This window comes from Kribbella sp. NPDC055071, from assembly GCF_053608045.1.
The window spans coordinates 1-18,288 of record NZ_JBSGUS010000005.1 but is presented as its reverse complement, the minus strand read 5'-3'; the positions used below and the strand labels follow the sequence as shown (position 1 = coordinate 18,288).

General features: G+C 68.1%; 17 protein-coding genes and 1 pseudogene. 8 read left to right on the top strand and 10 right to left on the bottom strand.

The window, feature by feature from the left end; translation table 11 throughout:
* Window positions 1-22: 22 nt before the first annotated feature.
* Window positions 23-775: an enoyl-CoA hydratase-related protein gene (locus tag ACWF4Z_RS10440; RefSeq protein ID WP_452242697.1), complete on the top strand. Its 753-nt coding sequence runs from the start codon at window positions 23-25 to the stop codon at window positions 773-775.
* On the opposite strand, the gene ACWF4Z_RS10435 is transcribed toward ACWF4Z_RS10440, so the two are convergent.
* The 8 genes from ACWF4Z_RS10435 to ACWF4Z_RS10400 are packed head-to-tail and all read right to left on the bottom strand — an operon-like array spanning window position 776 to window position 7,107.
* The gene (locus ACWF4Z_RS10435; protein ID WP_452242696.1) at window positions 776-1,540 is read right to left on the bottom strand and encodes an SDR family oxidoreductase; all 765 of its coding nucleotides are present in this window, start codon (window positions 1,538-1,540) and stop codon (window positions 776-778) included.
* Window positions 1,541-1,580: 40 nt separating this feature from the next.
* Window positions 1,581-2,297 (bottom strand): endonuclease/exonuclease/phosphatase family protein, encoded by a 717-nt coding sequence (locus tag ACWF4Z_RS10430; RefSeq protein WP_452242695.1) that lies wholly within the window; start codon window positions 2,295-2,297, stop codon window positions 1,581-1,583.
* Window positions 2,294-3,460: an ROK family glucokinase gene (locus ACWF4Z_RS10425; RefSeq protein ID WP_452242694.1), complete on the bottom strand. Its 1,167-nt coding sequence runs from the start codon at window positions 3,458-3,460 to the stop codon at window positions 2,294-2,296. The genes ACWF4Z_RS10430 and ACWF4Z_RS10425 overlap by 4 nt, the downstream gene beginning before the upstream one ends.
* A 59-nt stretch (window positions 3,461-3,519) precedes the next feature.
* Window positions 3,520-4,491, bottom strand: coding sequence for an ROK family glucokinase (locus ACWF4Z_RS10420; protein WP_452242693.1), 972 nt, complete (start codon window positions 4,489-4,491; stop codon window positions 3,520-3,522).
* Entirely contained in the window at window positions 4,482-4,901 is a 420-nt protein-coding gene (locus ACWF4Z_RS10415; protein ID WP_452242692.1) for a hypothetical protein, read from the bottom strand. Before ACWF4Z_RS10415 ends, ACWF4Z_RS10420 begins: the two co-directional genes overlap by 10 nt.
* Window positions 4,898-6,199 (bottom strand): ArsA family ATPase, encoded by a 1,302-nt coding sequence (locus ACWF4Z_RS10410; protein ID WP_452242691.1) that lies wholly within the window; start codon window positions 6,197-6,199, stop codon window positions 4,898-4,900. The genes ACWF4Z_RS10415 and ACWF4Z_RS10410 overlap by 4 nt, the downstream gene beginning before the upstream one ends.
* A gap of 6 nt (window positions 6,200-6,205) precedes the next feature.
* Window positions 6,206-6,637, bottom strand: coding sequence for an SRPBCC family protein (locus tag ACWF4Z_RS10405; protein WP_452242690.1), 432 nt, complete (start codon window positions 6,635-6,637; stop codon window positions 6,206-6,208).
* A gap of 11 nt (window positions 6,638-6,648) precedes the next feature.
* Window positions 6,649-7,107 (bottom strand): hypothetical protein, encoded by a 459-nt coding sequence (locus ACWF4Z_RS10400; protein ID WP_452242689.1) that lies wholly within the window; start codon window positions 7,105-7,107, stop codon window positions 6,649-6,651.
* A 109-nt stretch (window positions 7,108-7,216) separates the two neighbouring features.
* Here ACWF4Z_RS10400 and ACWF4Z_RS10395 point away from each other — a divergent pair, with 109 nt between their 5' ends.
* From ACWF4Z_RS10395 to ACWF4Z_RS10365, 7 genes are all read left to right on the top strand, one after another.
* The gene (locus tag ACWF4Z_RS10395; RefSeq protein ID WP_452242688.1) at window positions 7,217-9,004 is read left to right on the top strand and encodes an AMP-dependent synthetase/ligase; all 1,788 of its coding nucleotides are present in this window, start codon (window positions 7,217-7,219) and stop codon (window positions 9,002-9,004) included.
* 295 nt (window positions 9,005-9,299) lie between these two features.
* A complete protein-coding gene (locus tag ACWF4Z_RS10390; protein WP_452242687.1) occupies window positions 9,300-12,614 on the top strand; it encodes a S8 family serine peptidase in 3,315 nt (1,104 codons plus the stop codon).
* A gap of 159 nt (window positions 12,615-12,773) precedes the next feature.
* Window positions 12,774-13,679, top strand: a complete 906-nt coding sequence (locus ACWF4Z_RS10385; protein ID WP_452242686.1) for an ABC transporter ATP-binding protein — start codon at window positions 12,774-12,776, stop codon at window positions 13,677-13,679.
* Entirely contained in the window at window positions 13,679-14,449 is a 771-nt protein-coding gene (locus tag ACWF4Z_RS10380) for an ABC transporter permease (RefSeq protein ID WP_452242685.1), read from the top strand. The genes ACWF4Z_RS10385 and ACWF4Z_RS10380 overlap by 1 nt, the downstream gene beginning before the upstream one ends.
* Before the next feature lie 24 nt (window positions 14,450-14,473).
* Window positions 14,474-15,709: a sensor histidine kinase gene (locus tag ACWF4Z_RS10375; RefSeq protein WP_452242684.1), complete on the top strand. Its 1,236-nt coding sequence runs from the start codon at window positions 14,474-14,476 to the stop codon at window positions 15,707-15,709.
* Complete coding sequence (locus ACWF4Z_RS10370; protein WP_452242683.1) at window positions 15,702-16,340, top strand: response regulator; 639 nt, start codon at window positions 15,702-15,704, stop codon at window positions 16,338-16,340. The genes ACWF4Z_RS10375 and ACWF4Z_RS10370 overlap by 8 nt, the downstream gene beginning before the upstream one ends.
* 489 nt (window positions 16,341-16,829) lie before the next feature.
* Window positions 16,830-17,438 (top strand): RICIN domain-containing protein, encoded by a 609-nt coding sequence (locus ACWF4Z_RS10365; RefSeq protein WP_452242682.1) that lies wholly within the window; start codon window positions 16,830-16,832, stop codon window positions 17,436-17,438.
* Between the two features lie 50 nt (window positions 17,439-17,488).
* Here the strand turns inward: ACWF4Z_RS10365 and ACWF4Z_RS10360 are convergent, their stop codons facing one another.
* The gene (locus ACWF4Z_RS10360; protein ID WP_452242681.1) at window positions 17,489-17,713 is read right to left on the bottom strand and encodes a hypothetical protein; all 225 of its coding nucleotides are present in this window, start codon (window positions 17,711-17,713) and stop codon (window positions 17,489-17,491) included.
* A 340-nt stretch (window positions 17,714-18,053) separates the two neighbouring features.
* Window positions 18,054-18,288: pseudogene (locus ACWF4Z_RS10355) on the bottom strand (carbohydrate ABC transporter permease); the annotation flags it as partial.

Genomic DNA, 18,288 nt, shown 5'->3' with positions numbered 1-18,288 from the left:
TCGGGTGGTGTTGGATGTGCCCATGACCGAACTTGTGCATCTCGGGCTCTTGGACGGCGTGGCGACGATCACCTTGGATTCGCCGCACAACAAGAACGCGCTGTCGCAGCAACTGACGGGTGAGTTGCTCGAGCGCCTGGAGACCGCCGGGGCGGACGATTCGGTCCGGGTGATCGTGATTCGGTCGGCGCTCGACGTGTTCTGCTCCGGTGCGGACCTGTCGGAGGCGACCACGGTCGGGATGAGCGTCGGCGCTCAGCGGATGGTCGACGTGCAGCGAGCCATCGTGGCCAACCCGAAGCCGGTCGTCGCGCAGGTGGCGGGGCCGGTCCGTGCGGGCGGGATCGGGATCGTCGCGGCGGCCGACATCAGCGTCGCGGCCGCGGAGTCGACGTTCGCGCTGACCGAGGTCCGGCTGGGCCTCGCCGCGGCGACCATCTCGCTCACCGTGATCCCCCGGCTCACCAACCGGGGTGCGGCGTACACGTTCCTGACCGGCAACAGCTTCGATGCACTGGAGGCCGCGCACCTCGGCCTGGTCACGCTGACGGTCCCCGCCGACGACCTCGACACCGCCGTCGGCACCGTCCTGGAGTCCCTCCTCAAGGGTGCACCCCAGGGTCTGCGTGAAACCAAGAAGCTCCTCAACCGCGAACTCCTCGCCGACATCGACGCCCGCGGCAACGATCTCGCTGCCCTCTCGGCGTCCCTGTTCGGCTCCCCGGCCGCCCAGGAAGCCATGCAGGCCTTCCTCGACCGCAGCAAGAAGAAGTGACTACGGCTTGAATCCGCCGTTGCTCGAGAGCAGTTGGCCGTTGATCCAGCCGCCTCGCTCCGAGCAGAGGAAGCTGATCAGGTTCGCGGTGTCCTGAGGGGTTCCCAGGCGTCCGAGTGCGGTGGCTTCGGTCCCCAACCGCTTGATCTCCGGCGACATCCAGCCGGTATCGATCGGACCAGGGTTCACAACGTTCGCGGTCAGGCCGAGCTCCTTGAGCTCCTCGGCGGCGGCCAGGGTGATCCGGTCCAAGGCACCCTTGCTGGCGCCGTACGGCAGATTGTGGGTGGTGTGGTCGCTGGTCAGCGCGATGATCCGGCCGGTACCGAAGGGCGCGTCGTACTGCTCGGCATACGCCTTGATCAGCAGCCAGACCGCCCGCGCGTTGACCGCGAAGTGCCGGTCGAAGCTCTCGACCGTCGTGTCGAGGATGCTGCTGTCGACGCTCTCGCAATGCGCCATCACCAAGGCCCGCACCGGGCCGAGGTCGTCCCGCACCGTCGCGATCAGCGCCGCCGGCGCCGTGACGTCCTGGAGATCGGCTTCGACGGCAAGCGCTCGCGCCCCGTGGCCCTCCAGCACTCCGGTGAGCTCCGCCCGGGCTTCCGCATCAGGTCCCCATGGCATGCGCTCGTCGTACCCGGTCAGGTAGCTGAAGGCAACATCCCAGCCACTGGCCGCCAGGCCCTCCGCGATCCCCGCGCCGATCCCGACCCGTCGCCCGACACCCGTCACCAACGCCACCGGCCGCTTCGCTTCGCTCATGCCGCCATCCTCGCGGCGTTTCCCCAGCCAGCCAACGGGTTTACGGCGCGGTGATCTCGATCAGCATCGGGAGATGATCGGACGCCGCTGCCAAGTCCTCCGGTACGGCGGGAGCCGGCCGGATGCGCCCGGTCAGTGAGGGTGACAAGTGGGCGCCGTCGATGCGCTTGTGCGGGTTGGTGGAGCTGAAGGTCGGACCCGCGTCGGCGCCCAGATCGGTGAGGCCTTCCTCCGCCAAGCGCTTCCAGACCGGACCGTCGGGTTCTTCGTTGAGGTCACCGGCCAGGAGGTACGGCGTACCGAACGAGCGGCAGCCCTTGAGGATCTGCTCGAGCTCGTGCCGGCGGCCGCGAATGTGCAGGCCGAGGTGGCAGGCAACGAGCGCGCAACGCGTGGTGCCCAGCGTCACGTGACCGCCGACGGCGCCGCCGGGGAGTTGGGTGGCGATGAAGTTCAGCCGGCGACGGACGAACGGGCGCCAGATCCGCCAGTGCAACGGCTCGGTCAGGTCGGTGCCGTCGGCAACCAAGATCGCGTTGCGGGCCGAGCCGGCGACGTACCGCAGGCCGAAGCTCGCCGCCATCGCGTGCCGTTTCCGCCTGGTCCCCCACCAGGTCGGCGCCTCTTGTACCAGCATCACGTCCGGCGCACACGCCGTCACCACGCGGGCCAGCGCCGTCCGGTCGTCGCCCCAGCGATGCACGTTGTACGACAACACCCGCAACACCGCCTGACCACCGGGCGGCCCGACGGTCATGCCTGAGTTTCGCCGTTCACGTCTGCGCGGGTCAGGCCGTCGGCGGCGTCCGGGTGGATGTCGGCGTCGAGGGTTGCGGCGCGCATCCCGGTACGACGGTTGGCCGACTTGCGGGCTGCCCGTTCGAGCCGGGTGGAGCGGCCTCGGGCCGCGGCCGTCTTCGCGGTGACCGCGGTCGTCTTGACCCGGACGCGGCGCAACCAGGTCGCCTCTTCGCGGGCCAGGTCGGCCGCGCCGACGAGACCCGCCTCCGGTCCGAGCACCGCGCGCACGATCCGCGCCTCCGGCCGGAACCCACGACCGGTCAGTGTCCGCTTGAACGCCTCCCGGGCCGGGCTCAGCAGCAGCTCACCCGCATCGGACACACCGCCACCGATCACAAAGGTGCCGGGGTCGAGCGCCGCGGCCAGGTTGGCGAGCCCGATCCCGAGCCAGCGGCCGACGTCCTCGAGCAGCTCGACCGCGACCGGGTCGCCGTCCTTGGCCAGCTCGGTCACCATCGGACCGTTGATCTTGCGCGGATCGCCGCCCGCCGCACGCAGCAGGTTGTGCGCCACCGGCGAGCCGGACATGGCCAGCTCGCGCGCCTCCCGCGTCAGCGCGTTGCCGGACGCGTACTGCTCCCAGCAGCCACGGTTCCCGCATTCACACCGATGCCCGCCCGGGACGACCTGCATGTGACCGAACTCGCCCGCGATGCCGAACTTCCCGCGCTGGAGTGCGCCGTCGTTCAGGATGGCGCCGCCGATGCCGGTCCCGAGCGTGACGCAGACCAGGTGGCTCTCGCCCTGACCGCCGCCGAAGCGCCACTCGGACCAGGCGGCCGCGTTGGCGTCGTTCTCGACCACGACCGGCACGCCGAGGCGTCGTTCGACCGCGTCCCGCAGCGGCTCGTGCCGCCAGGCGAGGTGTGGCGCGAACAGCACCGACGACCGCGTCCCGTCGACGAATCCGGCCGCACCGATACCGACCGCGATCACGTCGTGCCGGGACTCGAGGTCGCGGACGATCTCCGCGATCGCGTCCTCGGTCTCGCGCGGGTCCTTCGTCGGCGTGTCCCGACGCAATCTGTCCAGGATGTTGCCCTCGGGATCGACCACTCCGGCAGCGACCTTGGTCCCGCCGATGTCGATCCCGATCGTCAAAGCCTGCGTCAGAGCCAAGACACAACCCTCCTAGCGATACCCCCGCCGAACACCCCCAGTATCTCAGGTGGTGAATTTCACCGGGTTTTCTCGGCGGCAGGGGCCGGGCGGCGGGCCAGGTCGGCGGCGCCGATGAGTCCGGCGTCGTTGCCGAGCTCGGCCAGACCGAACGACGGGTGCGGCCGGTTGGCCTTGGCCGGCAGGTTCTTCTCGAAGGCGACCGTGGCGGACTTCATCAGCAGGTCCTTCGCCGCGCTCACGCCACCGCCGATGACGATCGTCTCCGGGTCGAACATGGTCGCGAGACTCGCCAGTCCCTCCCCCAGCCAGCGGCCGAGATCCTCCAGCAGCTCGACCGCGCACGGATCGCCCGCGTCGGCCGCCGTCGTGATCATCGGGCCGGTCAGGTCGGCCGAGTCGGTGATCCCGCACACGCTCAGCATCTGCACGGCCGCGAGCGAACCCGCCTCGGCCTGCGCACGCGCTTCCCGGACCAGCGCCCGGCCCGATGCGTACTGCTCCAAGCACCCTCGCGCCCCACAACCACAGCGATGACCACCCGGTACGACGCGCATGTGGCCGAGCTCGGCCGCGACACCATAGGCGCCGCGCAGCAGCTCGCCGCCGATGACGACCCCGCCGCCGATCCCGGTACCGATGGTCAGGCACAGCATGTGCTCGACGTGCTTGGCCGCACCGAAGGCGAACTCGCCCCAGGCCGCCGCGTTCGCGTCGTTCTCCACCACGACCGGGATCTCGAGCTTCTCCCCGACCCGCTGACCGAGCGGCTCGTCGCGCCAGGCCAGATTCGGTGCGAACAGCACGGTCGAGCGGTCCGACGAGACGAACCCGGCGGCGCCGATCCCGACGGCCTCGATGTCGTGCCCGGCGATCAGCTCGGCCGCCGCGTCACAGATCGCCGCGGCGGTGGCGTCGACGGAGTCCGCCGGGGTGTCGCGATGCGCGCGGGCGCCGATCGTCCCGTCCGGGGAAACCACCCCGGCGGCGATCTTCGTCCCGCCGACATCGATGCCGATCGTCAGTCCCATGGCTCAGGGTCCTCACTCACGTCGATCCGGTCCACCCGGGACCGGGCCGGCTCCTCGTCAGCAGGCGCGGGGGCCGAACGCGCCGTTGCATCGTCCCGCGACTGCCGGGCGGCCTCGGCGGCCGCCTCCAGCAGCGATCTGACCGAACCCAGGACGTGCGCGGCAGCGGTGGACAGCTGCTCGATCGTCTCCGGGCTGGCAGTCCGCACCCTGTTGATCACCTGACACACCGGGCACCAGACACAGTCCGGTCCCAGCTTGTGTGCGTGGGCTGTGTCACCCGCGGAGGCGTCGGCAGGTTCTTCCCTGGGCGGCGGCGGCGTACCAGCGGGATCGACGGCGGCCTGCTGGAGTACGGCGAACAGCTTGGCCGCCTCCTCCGCGACGGATCCGACGGGCTCCCTGCTCAACGGGCCTCCCCGATTGTGGCCTCTTGCGGCTGCTGTGTCAGGTGATACTCGGCGGTCAGGCCCTGCGCCAACTCCTGGGCGGACTCCAACGGACTCGCGGGCACCACCGGCCGCGCGGACTCCCGCGGCGCGAACCGCACCTGCAGCCGGCCGTCGTCCAACCGCGCACCCGCGACCACTCCGCGCGCCAGCGCCGCCGGCAACGGCAGCACGCGCCGGTACGACCCGACCGTGATGATCAGCTCGTCGCCGTGCCGGGCCAGCTCCAGCTCACTCGCGGACGCCAGCGGCAACGGCATCGTCAGCGTGTACGTCCGCCCATCGGTGTCGATGTGCCGATCCACCCACAGCGACGTCTCGTCCGTCGCCCGCGCGAACGGGTCGTCCCCGCCGTACATCTCGACCGCGAACGCCGCCAGCTCCTCGACGCCGACCGGCTCACAAGCCCGGTACGGCGACTCCCAGATCGGCAGCGGCCGGAACGAATCGGCCACGTCCTCGAGGATCCCGCGCTGCGCCGCGACCCACTGACGCCGCCAGTTGTCGGCGCCCGCGGCCGGGAAGACCCGGTTCGCGACCACGCCGTCGACGCGATACCCGTACAGCGAAAGTGTCGTGAGTGAACGGCGTGCCTCGGCCACGACCACCGCCTCGGGCGTCAGCACCAGCCGGACCGACGCGTCCGGCCCGGCGAGCAGGGTGCGGATGTCCGAGAGGTCGGACTGCAGTCGCCGCAGCGCATCGAAGACGGTGTCGTCCGGCATCGGGATCCCCGGCGTACGACTGAGGAACGGCCGGAAGGTCCGCATCACCTTGCGCTCGGCGTTGAAGATCCGGTCGAGGTACCAGTTGAGCGCCTCCGGCAGCGCGAGCAACCGCAGCGTCTCCGCGGTCGGCGCGCAGTCGACCACGATCACGTCCCAGCGGCCGGACCGGAAATGGTCGCGGACCTCGAGGAGCGCCAGCACCTCCTCGGCGCCCGGCAGCACAGTCAGCTCCTCGGCCTCGATCGGATCCACTCCGACCATGTGCAGGACCGACCGCAGGTAGGCCTGGATGTCGCCCCACGACCGCTCGAACCGTCGCTGCGCGTCGATCTGCTGCACGAACAGCAGGTCGTCGATCTCGGTCGGCTCCTGGCCGACCTCGGAGTCGAACGCGTCCGACAGCGAATGCGCGGCATCGGTCGACAGCACCAGCGTGCGCAGCCCGCGCAACGCGGCGAGCGTGGCGGTCCCCGCGGCGGAGGTCGTCTTGCCCACGCCGCCTTTACCCGTGTACAGCAGAACCCGAGTCACCGTGGATCAGGACTCGACGCGCTTCTTGAGCCCCTTGAGGGCTGTGTCGATGATGACCTTCTCGGCCTTGCGCTTCAGCATCCCGATCATCGGGATCGCCACGTCCACAGCAAGCCGGTACGTCACCTCGGTTCCTTCCGCTCCCAAGTCCTTCAGCACGTACGCGCCGTCCATGCCCTTGACCATCTTCGCCTCGACCAGCGTCCAGGTCACCTCGTTGCGGGACCACACGTAGGCCAGCGTGTACTCGTCGGAGATCGCTCCGGCGTCGACCTTGAACCGGACCTGCTTCGGCCGGCCCGCCTCGTCGGTGGACAGCACCTCGGTCTCCCGCATCGAGTCGGCCCATTCCGGGTACGCCGCGAAGTCCGCGATGACCGCCATGATCTCTTTCGGGGTCGCGTTCACCTGGATGGTCGAGGTGGTCTGTTCCGCCATCGATTCACCTCTTAACTGCTGGGACGGGTCGAGCGAGGATCGCCGGGTTCGGTGTCCTCCCCGGAGACTATCGCGGGTTCGGATCCAGTACGGCGTTCGCCCGCCGGACGACCCGCTTCGATCTCATCCTTGAAGCGCCACAGGTGCTTGCGGTACGAGCGAACATAGCTCTCCTTCATCCGCTCCAACGCCCGACCATGCAATTCTCTGGGCTTCGAGCGAGCCGGATCGACGCGGAGATACCAATGCACCACGACTCCGTCGCGGACGGCCTCCAGCCACCATTCCGCCGTACCGACGGCCGCGCCGGTGACGGTCCAGCGGACGCCCTCGAGGCCGCGGCGCTCGGTCGGGGTCAGCGTCAGTTCCGGCCACCACTCGCGCCACAGGGTGTCCGAACCGAGTCGCTCGGCGACGTAGGCTGGATCCGCAACGACCAAGTCGTCGCAACTGATGTCGAGCGTGGGCATTGCTGTGGGACACCTGTTCCTTGAGTCACATGAACCTGGCTACTTGTGGGTAGGTGACTGTAGCGTGCGCCAGAAAGTCGACAATTCGTGACCGACTGAGGAGACGCGGATGCGTGAGTACACCGTTCCTGCTGTGACAGAGCCACCCACCGGAAGCCTGAGCGACCCGGTGTGGGCGAACGCGTCCTCTCATCCTGACACTGCCGTGTTCAGCCGGCGTACCGACACGGGTTGGTTGGACGTGTCGGCGGCCGAGTTCGCCCGCAACGTCACCGGCGTCGCGAAGGGTCTGATCGCGGCCGGCGTGAAGCACGGCGACCGGGTCGCCCTGCTCAGCGCGACCCGCTACGAGTGGACCCTGATCGACTATGCGATCTGGAGCATCGGCGCCGTCACGGTGCCGATCTACGAAACGTCGTCCGCGTCCCAGGTCCAGTGGATCCTCACCGACTCCCAGGCCGTCGTCGCGATCGCCGAGAACGCCGCACATGGCGCGGTGATCGAGTCCGCCCGGCCGGAAGCCCCGTCCCTGCAGGAGCTCTGGCAGATCGAGGCGGGTGCGGTCGAGGAGCTGACGGTGCTCGGTCAGCAGATCAGCGACGCCGAGTTCGACAAGCGCCGCGGGGCGGTCGTCCCCGACGACATGGCGACACTGATCTACACCTCCGGTACGACGGGACGCCCGAAGGGTTGCCGGATCAGCCACGGCAACTTCCTCGACGAGCTCAACCCGGCCGTCAAGATCCTTGACGACCTGTTCGACTCCGAAGGCGCGAGCACGCTGCTGTTCCTGCCATTGGCGCACGTGTTCGCCCGGATCATCCAGGTCGGCTGCGTGATCAAGCGGGTCAAGATCGGCCACACCGCCGACACGAAGAACCTGGTCGCCGACCTCGGCGAGTTCAAGCCGACGTTCATCCTGAGCGTGCCGCGGGTGTTCGAGAAGGTCTTCAACTCCGCCAGCCAGAAGGCGCATGCCGACGGCAAGGGCAAGATCTTCGACGCCGCGGCCGACACCGCGATCGCGTACTCACGGGCGCTGGACAAGGGCGGCGCCTCGTTCGGGCTGAAGGCCAAGCACGCGCTGTTCGACCGCCTGGTGTACGGCAAGCTCCGCGCCGTCCTCGGTGGCCAGGTCATGTACGCCGTTTCCGGCGGCGCTCCCCTGGGTGATCGGCTCGGCCATTTCTTCCGCGGCATCGGCGTACCGGTCCTGGAGGGTTACGGCCTGACCGAGACCACCGCCGCGGTCGCGGTGAACCTGCCCGACGACATCCGTATCGGCACCGTGGGCCGACCGCTTCCTGGTGTGACGGTCGGTGTTGCGGACGACGGCGAGCTGCTCTTCAAGGGTGGCCAGGTGATGAAGGGCTACTGGAACAACGACGAGTCGACCGCGGCCGCGATCGACTCCGACGGCTGGTTCCACACCGGCGACCTGGGTGAGTTCGACGTGGACGGGTTCATCAAGATCACCGGCCGGAAGAAGGAGATCCTGGTCACCGCCGGCGGCAAGAACGTCGCGCCGACGATGCTCGAGGACCAGATCCGCCTGCACCCGCTGGTCAGCCAGTGCATGGTGGTCGGGGACGGCAAGCCGTTCATCGCGGCGCTGATCACGATCGACCCGGAGACCATCGTTCCGTGGGCCACCGAGCGCGGCAAGCCCACCGACGTCGCGTCGCTGACCGACGACCCGGACCTGATCGCGGAGATCCAGAAGGCCGTCGACGAGGCCAACGCCTCGGTGTCCCACGCCGAGGCGATCAAGAAGTTCACGATCCTTCCGATCGACTGGACGCAGGAGTCCGGCGAGCTGTCGCTGAAGCTCTCGCTGCGGCGTCACATCGTGATGAAGAACCACGAGTCCGACGTCGAGGCGCTGTACGCGAAATAAGCGCTTGAGCTGGGATTCCATCAGACCAGTGGGCCCGGAGGTCTAGCCCGTTCGGCAATCTCGACATAGCCTCGGGCTCAGGTCGGCGCGCGGGGCGCCGGCCGGTACGCCGGTACCCGTGGGGGGTTCGGTCACAACTGACTGAGGGGTCCGCCGTGCAGCTGGGGGGCTGCTACGTCGATCTGGGGTACTCCCGAGGTCTCCGCTCTGCCTGCCTCCTTCGGTGACGGCGTCGTCCGCCACCGCAGGAGGCCCACGCATGAGGTCACCGATCCACCGACGATCCACCCGACGCATGACTACGGCCGCGTTGTCCGCCGGTCTGCTGGTCGCTGCCACGCTGCCCGCCCTGGGAGCTCAGGCTGCTGACCCGTCCCCTACCGCGCCGAACGGCCGCAACTGGACCGCGACGCCGCTGACCGTCGCCAGCACGATCAACGGCGCCAAGTCGCCCAGCGGTCAGCTCGCCAAGAGCGACCCGGCCCTCGTCAACAGCACGTCGACCAAGCAGGTCCGCGTGGTCGTCAAGCTCGACTACGACTCGCTGGCCGCCTACCGCGGCGGCCTGAAGGGCCTGCCCGGCACCAGCCCTTCGGTCACCGGTAAGAGCCTCGACGTCAAGAGCGCGAACTCGGCCAAGTACCTCGGTCACGTCAGCGCGATCGAGAACGACTTCCTCGCTGCGATGCGGGCGAAGGTCCCGAGCGCGACGGCCGGCCAACGGCTGCGCACCGTGTACGGCGGTATTGCGCTCAGCGTGCCGGCGAACCAGGCCAAAGACCTGCTGAAGCTGCCCGGCGTGGCCGCGGTCCAGCAGGACAACCTGCAGCAGATGCTGACCGACTCCAGCGGCAGCTTCATCGGCGCCCCGACGATCTACAACCAGCTCGGTGGCTCGGCCAACTCGGGCAAGGGCATCGTTATCGGCATCCTCGACAGTGGCGCCTGGCCGGAGCACCCGTCGTTCGCGGATCCGGGCAACCTGCCCGCGCCGGCGCCGACCGTGGACGGAACGCCACGGGTTTGCAACTTCGGTGACAACCCGCTGACGCCCGCGGTCGACGTCTTCGTCTGTAACCGCAAGCTCATCGGCGGACAGCCGTTCCTCGACACCTACAACGCAGTGCTCGGTGGCGAGGTGTTCGGCGACTCCGCGCGTGACTCCAACGGCCATGGGACGCACACCGCGAGCACGTCGGCCGGTGGAGCGGTCGCGCAGGCCAACCCGTTGGGCATCGACCGTGGCTCGATCCTCGGCATCGCTCCCGCCGCGGCGGTCTCGGTGTACAAGGTCTGCGGCGCTCAGGGCTGCTTCTCGAGTGACTCGGTCCAGGCTGTGGCGCGGGCCATTCTGGACGGCGTCCGGGTGATCAACTTCTCGATCTCCGGCGGCAGCGACCCGTACAGCGACCCGGTCGAGCTCGCGTTCCTGGACGCCTACGCAGCCGGCGTCTTCGTCGCCGCTTCGGCGGGCAACGCCGGACCTGGCGCCAACACGACGGACCACCGCAGCCCGTGGGTCACCACGGTCGCGGCCTCCACCCAGAGCCGCACCTTCCGCTCGACCATCTCGCTCGCGTCCAGTGACGGTACGACGGCGACGGTCTCGGGTGCGTCGATCACGCCGGGTACGACGTCGCACCCGGTGGTGCTCGCCTCGGCACCGCCGTACAACGATGCGTTCTGCACCCACGCGGCCCCGCCGGGCATCTTCGTCAACAAGATCGTCCTGTGTCAGTTCAGCTCCGGGCGTGTGGCCAAGGGCTTCAACATCCGGCAAGGCGGCGCGGCCGGCATGCTGATGTACAACGCCGCCCCGTTCGACGTGTTCACGGACAACCACTGGCTGCCCGCGGTCCAGCTCGAGAAGCCGGACTCCGACACCCTGCTCGGCTTCGTCGCCGGTCATCCCGGGGTCACCGCGTCGTTCACGCAAGGCACCAAGACCACCTGGCAAGGCGACGTGATGACGTACTTCTCGTCGCGCGGCCCGGGTGGTGACTTCCTCAAGCCCGACGTCACCGCACCCGGCCTGCAGATCCTGGCCGGACTCACACCGGTGCCGGAATCGCCGGCGGAAGGCCCGCCCGGGAACTACTACCAGGTGATCGCCGGCACGTCGATGTCTTCTCCGCACGTGGCCGGCGCGGCCGCATTGGTCTTCGCATTGCACCCGTCGTGGACTCCCGGCCAGGTCAAGTCCGCGCTGGAGACGACGGCCAAGACCGCGGTCAAGAAGCCGGACCGGACCTCCCAGGCGGATCCGTTCGACATGGGCGGCGGTCGGATCGATCTCACCAAGGCCGGTGACCCCGGTCTGACCTTCGACGAAACCGCGGCGAACTACGCGGCCTCGGCCACCGACACGCTGGACCGGATCGACCTCAACCTGCCGTCGGTGAACGCACCGACCATGCCCGGCCTGATCACGGCCGAGCGGACGGTCAAGAACGTCACCAACCAGACGCTCACCTTCACCGCCACCGGTACGACGGTCAACGGCGCCAACATCACCGTGCTGCCACCGGTGTTCCAGGTGAAGCCCGGCAAGACGCAGAAGCTGACCATCGCGATCACGGCACCCGACCTGCCCGACGGCCAGTACTTCGGCCAGGTCAACCTCAAGCAGGTCGGCGGCAGCCGGGCCCTGCACCTACCGGTCGCGTTCTTCCGCCAGGAAGGCGTCGTACCGATCGACCAGACCTGTACGCCGTCGACGATCGCGCGGAACACCGGCCAGTCGACCTGCACGGTGACCGTGCAGAACAACAGCCTGCAGAACACGCAGGTGACGGCGCTCAGCACGTTGAGCTCGCAACTGCGGCTCAACAGCGTCACCGGCGCGACCAAGGTCGGCACCCAGATAGCCACCAAGACCGCAACCCTGGCCGGGCGTCAGCCCGACCGCCCGGTCATCGCCCCCGGAGTGTCTCCGGCGGGCTACCTACCGCTCGATCAGTTCGGCATACCGCCGACCCCGATCGGCGACGAGCAGGCGCTGAACTTCACCGTGCCTGCGTACGTCTTCGCCGGACAGACCTACACCTCGGTCGGCGTGGTCTCCGACGGCTACACGGTCGCAGGCGGCGCGGATGATGCCGACGTCCAACCTGTGCCGCAGAACCTGCCAGACCCGGCCCGGCCGAACAACGTGCTCGCGCCGTTCTGGACCGACCTCGATGGCACCGGCGCCCAAGGGATCCGGATCGCCAGCCTGACCGACGGCGTCAGCAGCTGGATCGTCGTCGAGTGGCAGGTGAACGTGTTCGGCACCACCAGCGGCCGGACGTTCCAGCAGTGGATCGGCCTCAACGGCGCCGAGGACATCACCTTCACCTACAACCCGGCCAACCTGCCTGCGGCCCCGCCGGCCGGCTACGGGCTGACGGTCGGCGCCGAGAACCTGGACGGTACGGCGGGCAGCCAACTCGGCGTCCTGCCCACCGAGGACTACCGGATCACGTCGACTCCAGGAGCCCCGGGCGGCTCGATGACGTACTCGATGAACATCAAGGGTGTGCAGACGGGGACCGGGTCGGTGACGACCGGGACCTCGACGCCACTCGTCAAGGGCCTCACGATCGAGGTCGACAAGATCACCGTCAACTGACCTGACCGACGCGCCTCGGGCCGGATCCAGGTCCGGCCCGAGGCGCTTTCGGCGTACCGGCCCAGCCGAGGTTGTACTCGCGCATCAGCCAGATGGATGATGCCCGGTCGAGCTTGCCGGACGATGTGGGACGAGCGCCCGCTCGGCGAAGCTCGGGGTATGACCAAAGCTGTTGTCGAAGTCAGTGACCTGCGCAAGTCGTACGGCGGCCGGACGGTCGTCGACGGCGTGTCCTTCAGCGTCGAAGAGGGCGAGATCTTCGGGATCCTCGGCCCGAACGGCGCCGGCAAGACCACCACTGTCGAGTCCATCGAAGGTCTTCGGACCCCCGACTCGGGCCGGATCCGCGTCGCCGGACTCGACCCGGTCGCCGATCATGCGGCGGTGACCCAGGTCCTCGGTGCCCAGCTCCAGGAGAGTGAGCTGCAGGCCAAACTCACCGTACGCGAGGCGCTCGAGCTGTACGCCGCCCTCTACCCGAACCCGGCCGACTGGCGCCCGCTGGCCGAGCGCCTCGGCATCACCGGTCAGCTGAACAGCCGATTCGGCGTGCTCAGCGGCGGCCAGAAACAGCGCCTGTTCATCGCACTCGCGCTGATCGGCAACCCGAAGGTCGTCGTCCTGGACGAGCTGACCACGGGACTCGACCCACGCGCCCGCCGCGATACCTGGGAGATCGTCGAGGACGTCCGCGCCAGTGGCGTCACCGTCCTCCTGGTCACCCACTTCATGGAGGAAGCGCAGCGGCTCTGCGACCGGATCGCCCTGATCGACAACGGTCGCATCACCGCGCTCGACACTCCCAACGGCCTCATCAGTCGTACGGCGGGAGCCACCGTCATCTCGTTCACGCCGTCGGAGCCCCTCGACGACGCGGAGCTGGCGGCCCTGCCGGCGCTCGCGTCCGTCGAGCACAAGGACGGCCGGATCACCCTCAGCGGCACCGACGACACCGTCAACGCGATCCTCTCGCTGCTCGCCCGCCGCCACATCACCGCGCACCAGCTCCGGGTCACCGACGCCACGCTGGACGACGCCTTCCTCGACCTGACCGGAGCCAAGTGATGACCACCGTTGCCACCGTCCCCCGGCGCACATCGCCGTTCGCTGCCGTCCTGCGCGCCGAAGCCCGGCTGTTCCGGCGCGAGCCCGGCGTCCTCTTCTGGACCTTGGGCTTCCCGCCCGTACTCCTGGTGATCCTGGGCTCCATCCCGTCGTTCCGGAAGGCCGACGCCGGCCTCGGCGGAGTCCGGCTCATCGACCTGTACGTGCCCGTGCTGGTGCTCGTCGCGCTGATCATCACCAGTCTGCAGACGATGCCGCCGGTCATCACCGGCTACCGCGAACGCGGCATCCTGCGCCGGATGTCGGTGACCCCGGTCCGGCCGTCCGCCTTGCTGATCGCGCAGATGGGGCTGAACGGCTTGGCCGCATTGGTCTCGGTGCTGGTCTGTCTCACCATCGGCCGGCTCGCCTTCGACGTGAAGCTGCCTTCGCAAGGCTTCGGTTATGTGCTGGCCCTCCTGCTCACGGCCACCGTCGCGCTGTCCCTCGGTGCGCTGGTGACCGCGCTGGCCCGTACGGCGAAGATCGCGAGCGCGATCGGATCCGCGGTGTTCTTCCCGAGCATGTTCTGCGCAGGGGTCTGGCTGCCGGTACAGGCGATGCCGGACGTCCTGCGGCACATCGTCGAGTTCACTCCCTTCGGCGCGGCGGCCCAGGCGCTCGGCGAGGCCGCGGCCGGTGACTGGCCGGCGTGGTCGCACCTCGGCGTACTCGCGGCGTGGGCCATCGTGCTGTGCGCGGCGGCCACCCGTTGGTTCCGCTGGGAGTAGGGGACGGTCATGCAAACTGGGTGGGTGACGACGGCGGACTCGAACCTCGATCAGCGGCAGAGCGACTTCCGCCGGTGGCTGCCGTTCGGTCTGCTCGTCATCGCCACCTTGCTCGCGACGGCCACGGCCGACCTGATCGTGCCGGACGTGTCCAAGCGGATCGTAGCGGCGGTGCTGGTCTTCGCGGCCCTGCTTCTCCAGATCTGGTGGAGCTGGGAGGACCGCACCAGCCGCGGTCCGCGGACCGCTTCGGTGGTCTATTACTGCGTTCGGCTGTTGCTCGGATTCGTGCTCACGCTGATCAACGGGTTCTTCGCGTTCTTCGCGGTCGCGGGCTATTTCGATGTCGACGAACTGATCCCGAACCGGCGGATACGACGGCTCGCGCTCTTCGGGTGTTCCATTCCGGTGGCGGCCGCGCAGACCAGCGGGATCGCGGTCGGGTCCTCGACGAAGTGGATCGTGTTCGCGGGTCTGCTGATCGCGAACAACCTGCTGCTGACGCTCGTCACCCACTTCGCGCAGCTCGAAGAGCAACGGTCGAAGGCACGGGCGGCCACCATCGCCGAGCTCGAACAGGCCCACGACGAGAACGCCGCCCTGCACGCCCAGCTCCTGGTCCAGGCGCGGGAGGCCGGGATCGCGGACGAACGGCGTCGGCTGGCCGCGGAGATCCACGACACCATCGCCCAGGGCTTGACGGGCATCATCGCCCAACTGCAGGCCGTCGCCAGTACGTCGGACCCGGTCAGCGCCCAGGAGCACGTGAGCCGCGCGACCGACCTGGCCCGGCACAGCTTGGGCGAGGCCCGCCGTTCGGTGCAGAACCTCGCGCCGGTCGGCCTGTCGAACGACGGTCTGCCCGAGGCACTCCAGAAGACCGTCGACCAGTGGGCCGATCGGACCGGCGTGCGCGCGGAGTTCACGCTGACGGGTACGGCGCAGCACCTGCACGGAGAGGTGTCGGCGACGATCTTGCGTATCACTCAAGAGGCACTGGCGAACGTGTCGAAGCACGCATCCGCCGACCGGGTCGGAGTCACGCTCAGCTTCATGGACAGTGAGGTCACCTTGGACATCCGCGACGACGGCAAGGGGTTCGACCCGCTGACGTTGCCGAAGCGCACCGGCACCGGCGGCTTCGGCCTCGACGGCATGCGTGCCCGCGCCGAACGCATCGCCGGTTCACTCACCGTCGAGGCCGAACCAGGATTCGGTACGGCGATCTCGGCCCGCGTACCGTTGGTGCTTCATGCCTGAGATCTCGCTGCTCCTCGTCGACGACCATCCCGTCGTCCGCGACGGCCTGCGTGGAATGTTCGAGTCGGTGCCCGGCTTCACCGTGCTCGCCGAGGCATCCAGCGGACCGGAGGCGGTCGAGAAGGCCGCCGAGTTCGACCCCGACGTGATCCTGATGGACCTGCGGATGCCTGGTGGCGGCGGAGTCGACGCGATCACCGAGCTGACCCGCCGCGGTGCCCGCGCGAAGATCCTCGTCCTGACCACATGGGACACCGACACCGACACCCTGCCGGCAATCGAAGCCGGCGCGACCGGCTACCTCCTCAAGGACGCACCACGCGACGAGCTGTTCAACGGAGTCCGCGAAGCAGCCGAAGGCCGCACGGTCCTCTCCCCCGCCGTCGCCTCCCGAGTCGTCTCCGCCGTCCGCTCGCCGGCCCCGAGCCCACTCGCCGCCCGAGAACGCCAGGTCCTCGCCTTAGTTGCCAAGGGCACCTCGAACCGCGACATCGCCCGAGAACTCTTCATCAGCGAAGCCACGGTCAAAACCCACCTCAGCCACCTCTTCACCAAACTAGCCGTCAACGACCGCGCCGCGGCAGTAGCCAAAGGCTACGAACTAGGCATCCTCGGCCAAGAAGGAAAATAGAGCAGGTTATTCAGAAATGAGCTAGTGCCGCGCCAAGAAACGCTGAGGTTGTAACGACCGAGTGTCACAGCGGTCGGGACTACCGCCGACGAACCATCCGACCCGGCTCCGGCTCCGGCTCCGGCTCCGGCGGAGCAAATTCATGGGTAGACCCCCGAAATTGGGGGATGCACACCCTCATTCAGGGTCAGTAACCCCCTATTTGAGGGGTCTACCCATGAAATAGGGCAGCTCGGTACAGGGCCCGGGGCCACAACAGGACACCTCCTGACCACCACCTCCTGACCACCACCCCCTGACCACCACCTACGGCGGCCGCCCCCGCCCCGCCGGTGCTGGGCTCGTATCGGCGGGTTTGTCGTCCTGTTGTTTCTGTGGTCCGATTCCGGTCGGGACGCACCGTTCAGTTGTGCGGGTGATGCATCAGCGCACCTTCCGAGGTAGGCCAGCTCTCGTTCTATCAGATCTTAATGTTGCCTAGAGCAACAGGTGTACATTCTTGCGGTTCCGACGGCCGAAGGTCCCTTTGTACGCCTGCAACAGGTCACCCACGGGAGCTTTCACACCACCTTCAAAGGCTGGCAGGGTAAGTCCGCGCTTCCTACGGTGAGGTGCAAAGGAAACTCGATCCAAGAGGAGAATCTCGTGCATATCAAGGCGAAACTTGGCATGGCGGTCATTGCCTGCTTGGTCGCGGCCATCGGTCCGACAATCAGCGCTTCGGCCGCGCCGCAACAGACCCAGTCCGGGTGGGGATTCGTTCGAAACCTGCAGACCAATCGCTGCCTGGAGGAGCGACCCGGCAACGTCATCTCCACCGGCGGGGTTCCCTGCCGGGGCGACAACGACCAGACCTGGACATGGGTGCCCAACGGGGGTGGTTGGGCATCGCTCGTGAACAGGTCTACGGGCAACTGTCTCGACGCCTCCAGTGGGCGGGTCTACAGCCTCACATGCAGCGACAAGGCCAGCCAGCTCTGGCGCCTATTCCCCGACGGGAAGATTCAGCAATGGGGAAGTTTTGCGTTCCTGGACGACTACTACGGTTCGACCCGGCTTCTCCCAGACAACAACAACGCTTACCAGCGCTGGTACTGATCCTCAGCTGATCGCCGCGATCACCCCCTCGGTCATGTGCATGGCGACGCCTAGGTCGGTGACCGCGGCGGCGGTGGGTCGACCGGAATGGCGTCCTGTACGGCGACCGCTCGGACATCGCGTTCCGCGGCGTCAATGAGCGACAGGCGACCCGGGTAGTTGCATCCGGCAACGACGCACGTGCCCATCGGGCGGCACAGGAGGGTGCGCAGCCGACCCAGGAGAAGTGTCTGATAGAAGTCACTCCAGCGCGGCTTGTGGAGGATGTACTCCACGTCGCCGATCTGCTGGAGCTGGCCAAGAGGAGAAGGTCGGCTTCGAGGTCGACCTTCTCCGTCAGCAGGTTGGCGCCGTCGGTTCCTGGTGCCACCCGTTGGGTGCCCGACCAGAGCAATGCTCGCCGGGAGAGGTCGGCATTGCTTCCGTCGGCAGGTACAGCCGGACGAGGTGCACGATCGGCAGCCGCGCCGACCGGTACGTCGCCAGCAGTCGGCGGACGTCCTGCTTCGGCTGCGGCAGAATGCCAGCCAGGCTGGCCGGATGTACGGCGTCAGTCAGCTGACGGTGTCGCGGATGTACCGCTCGATCGTCCCGCTGCTTGCTTTTCTTGCTCGGCTACTTGCCGCCGCTGAAGGTTATGCCGTTGGTTATTTGTTTTTGGGCGACGAAGAAGATGATCAGGCAGGGGATGGTGATGAGGACCGAGGTGGCCATTAGGAGGGGGGTGTCGGTGCCGTTGACGGATTGGAAGCCGGCCAGGGCCAGGGGGAGGGTTTTCCATTGGTCGGAGTTGATGTAGATGGCTGGGCCCAGGAAGTTGTTCCAGTAGCCCATGAACAGGAGGATCGAT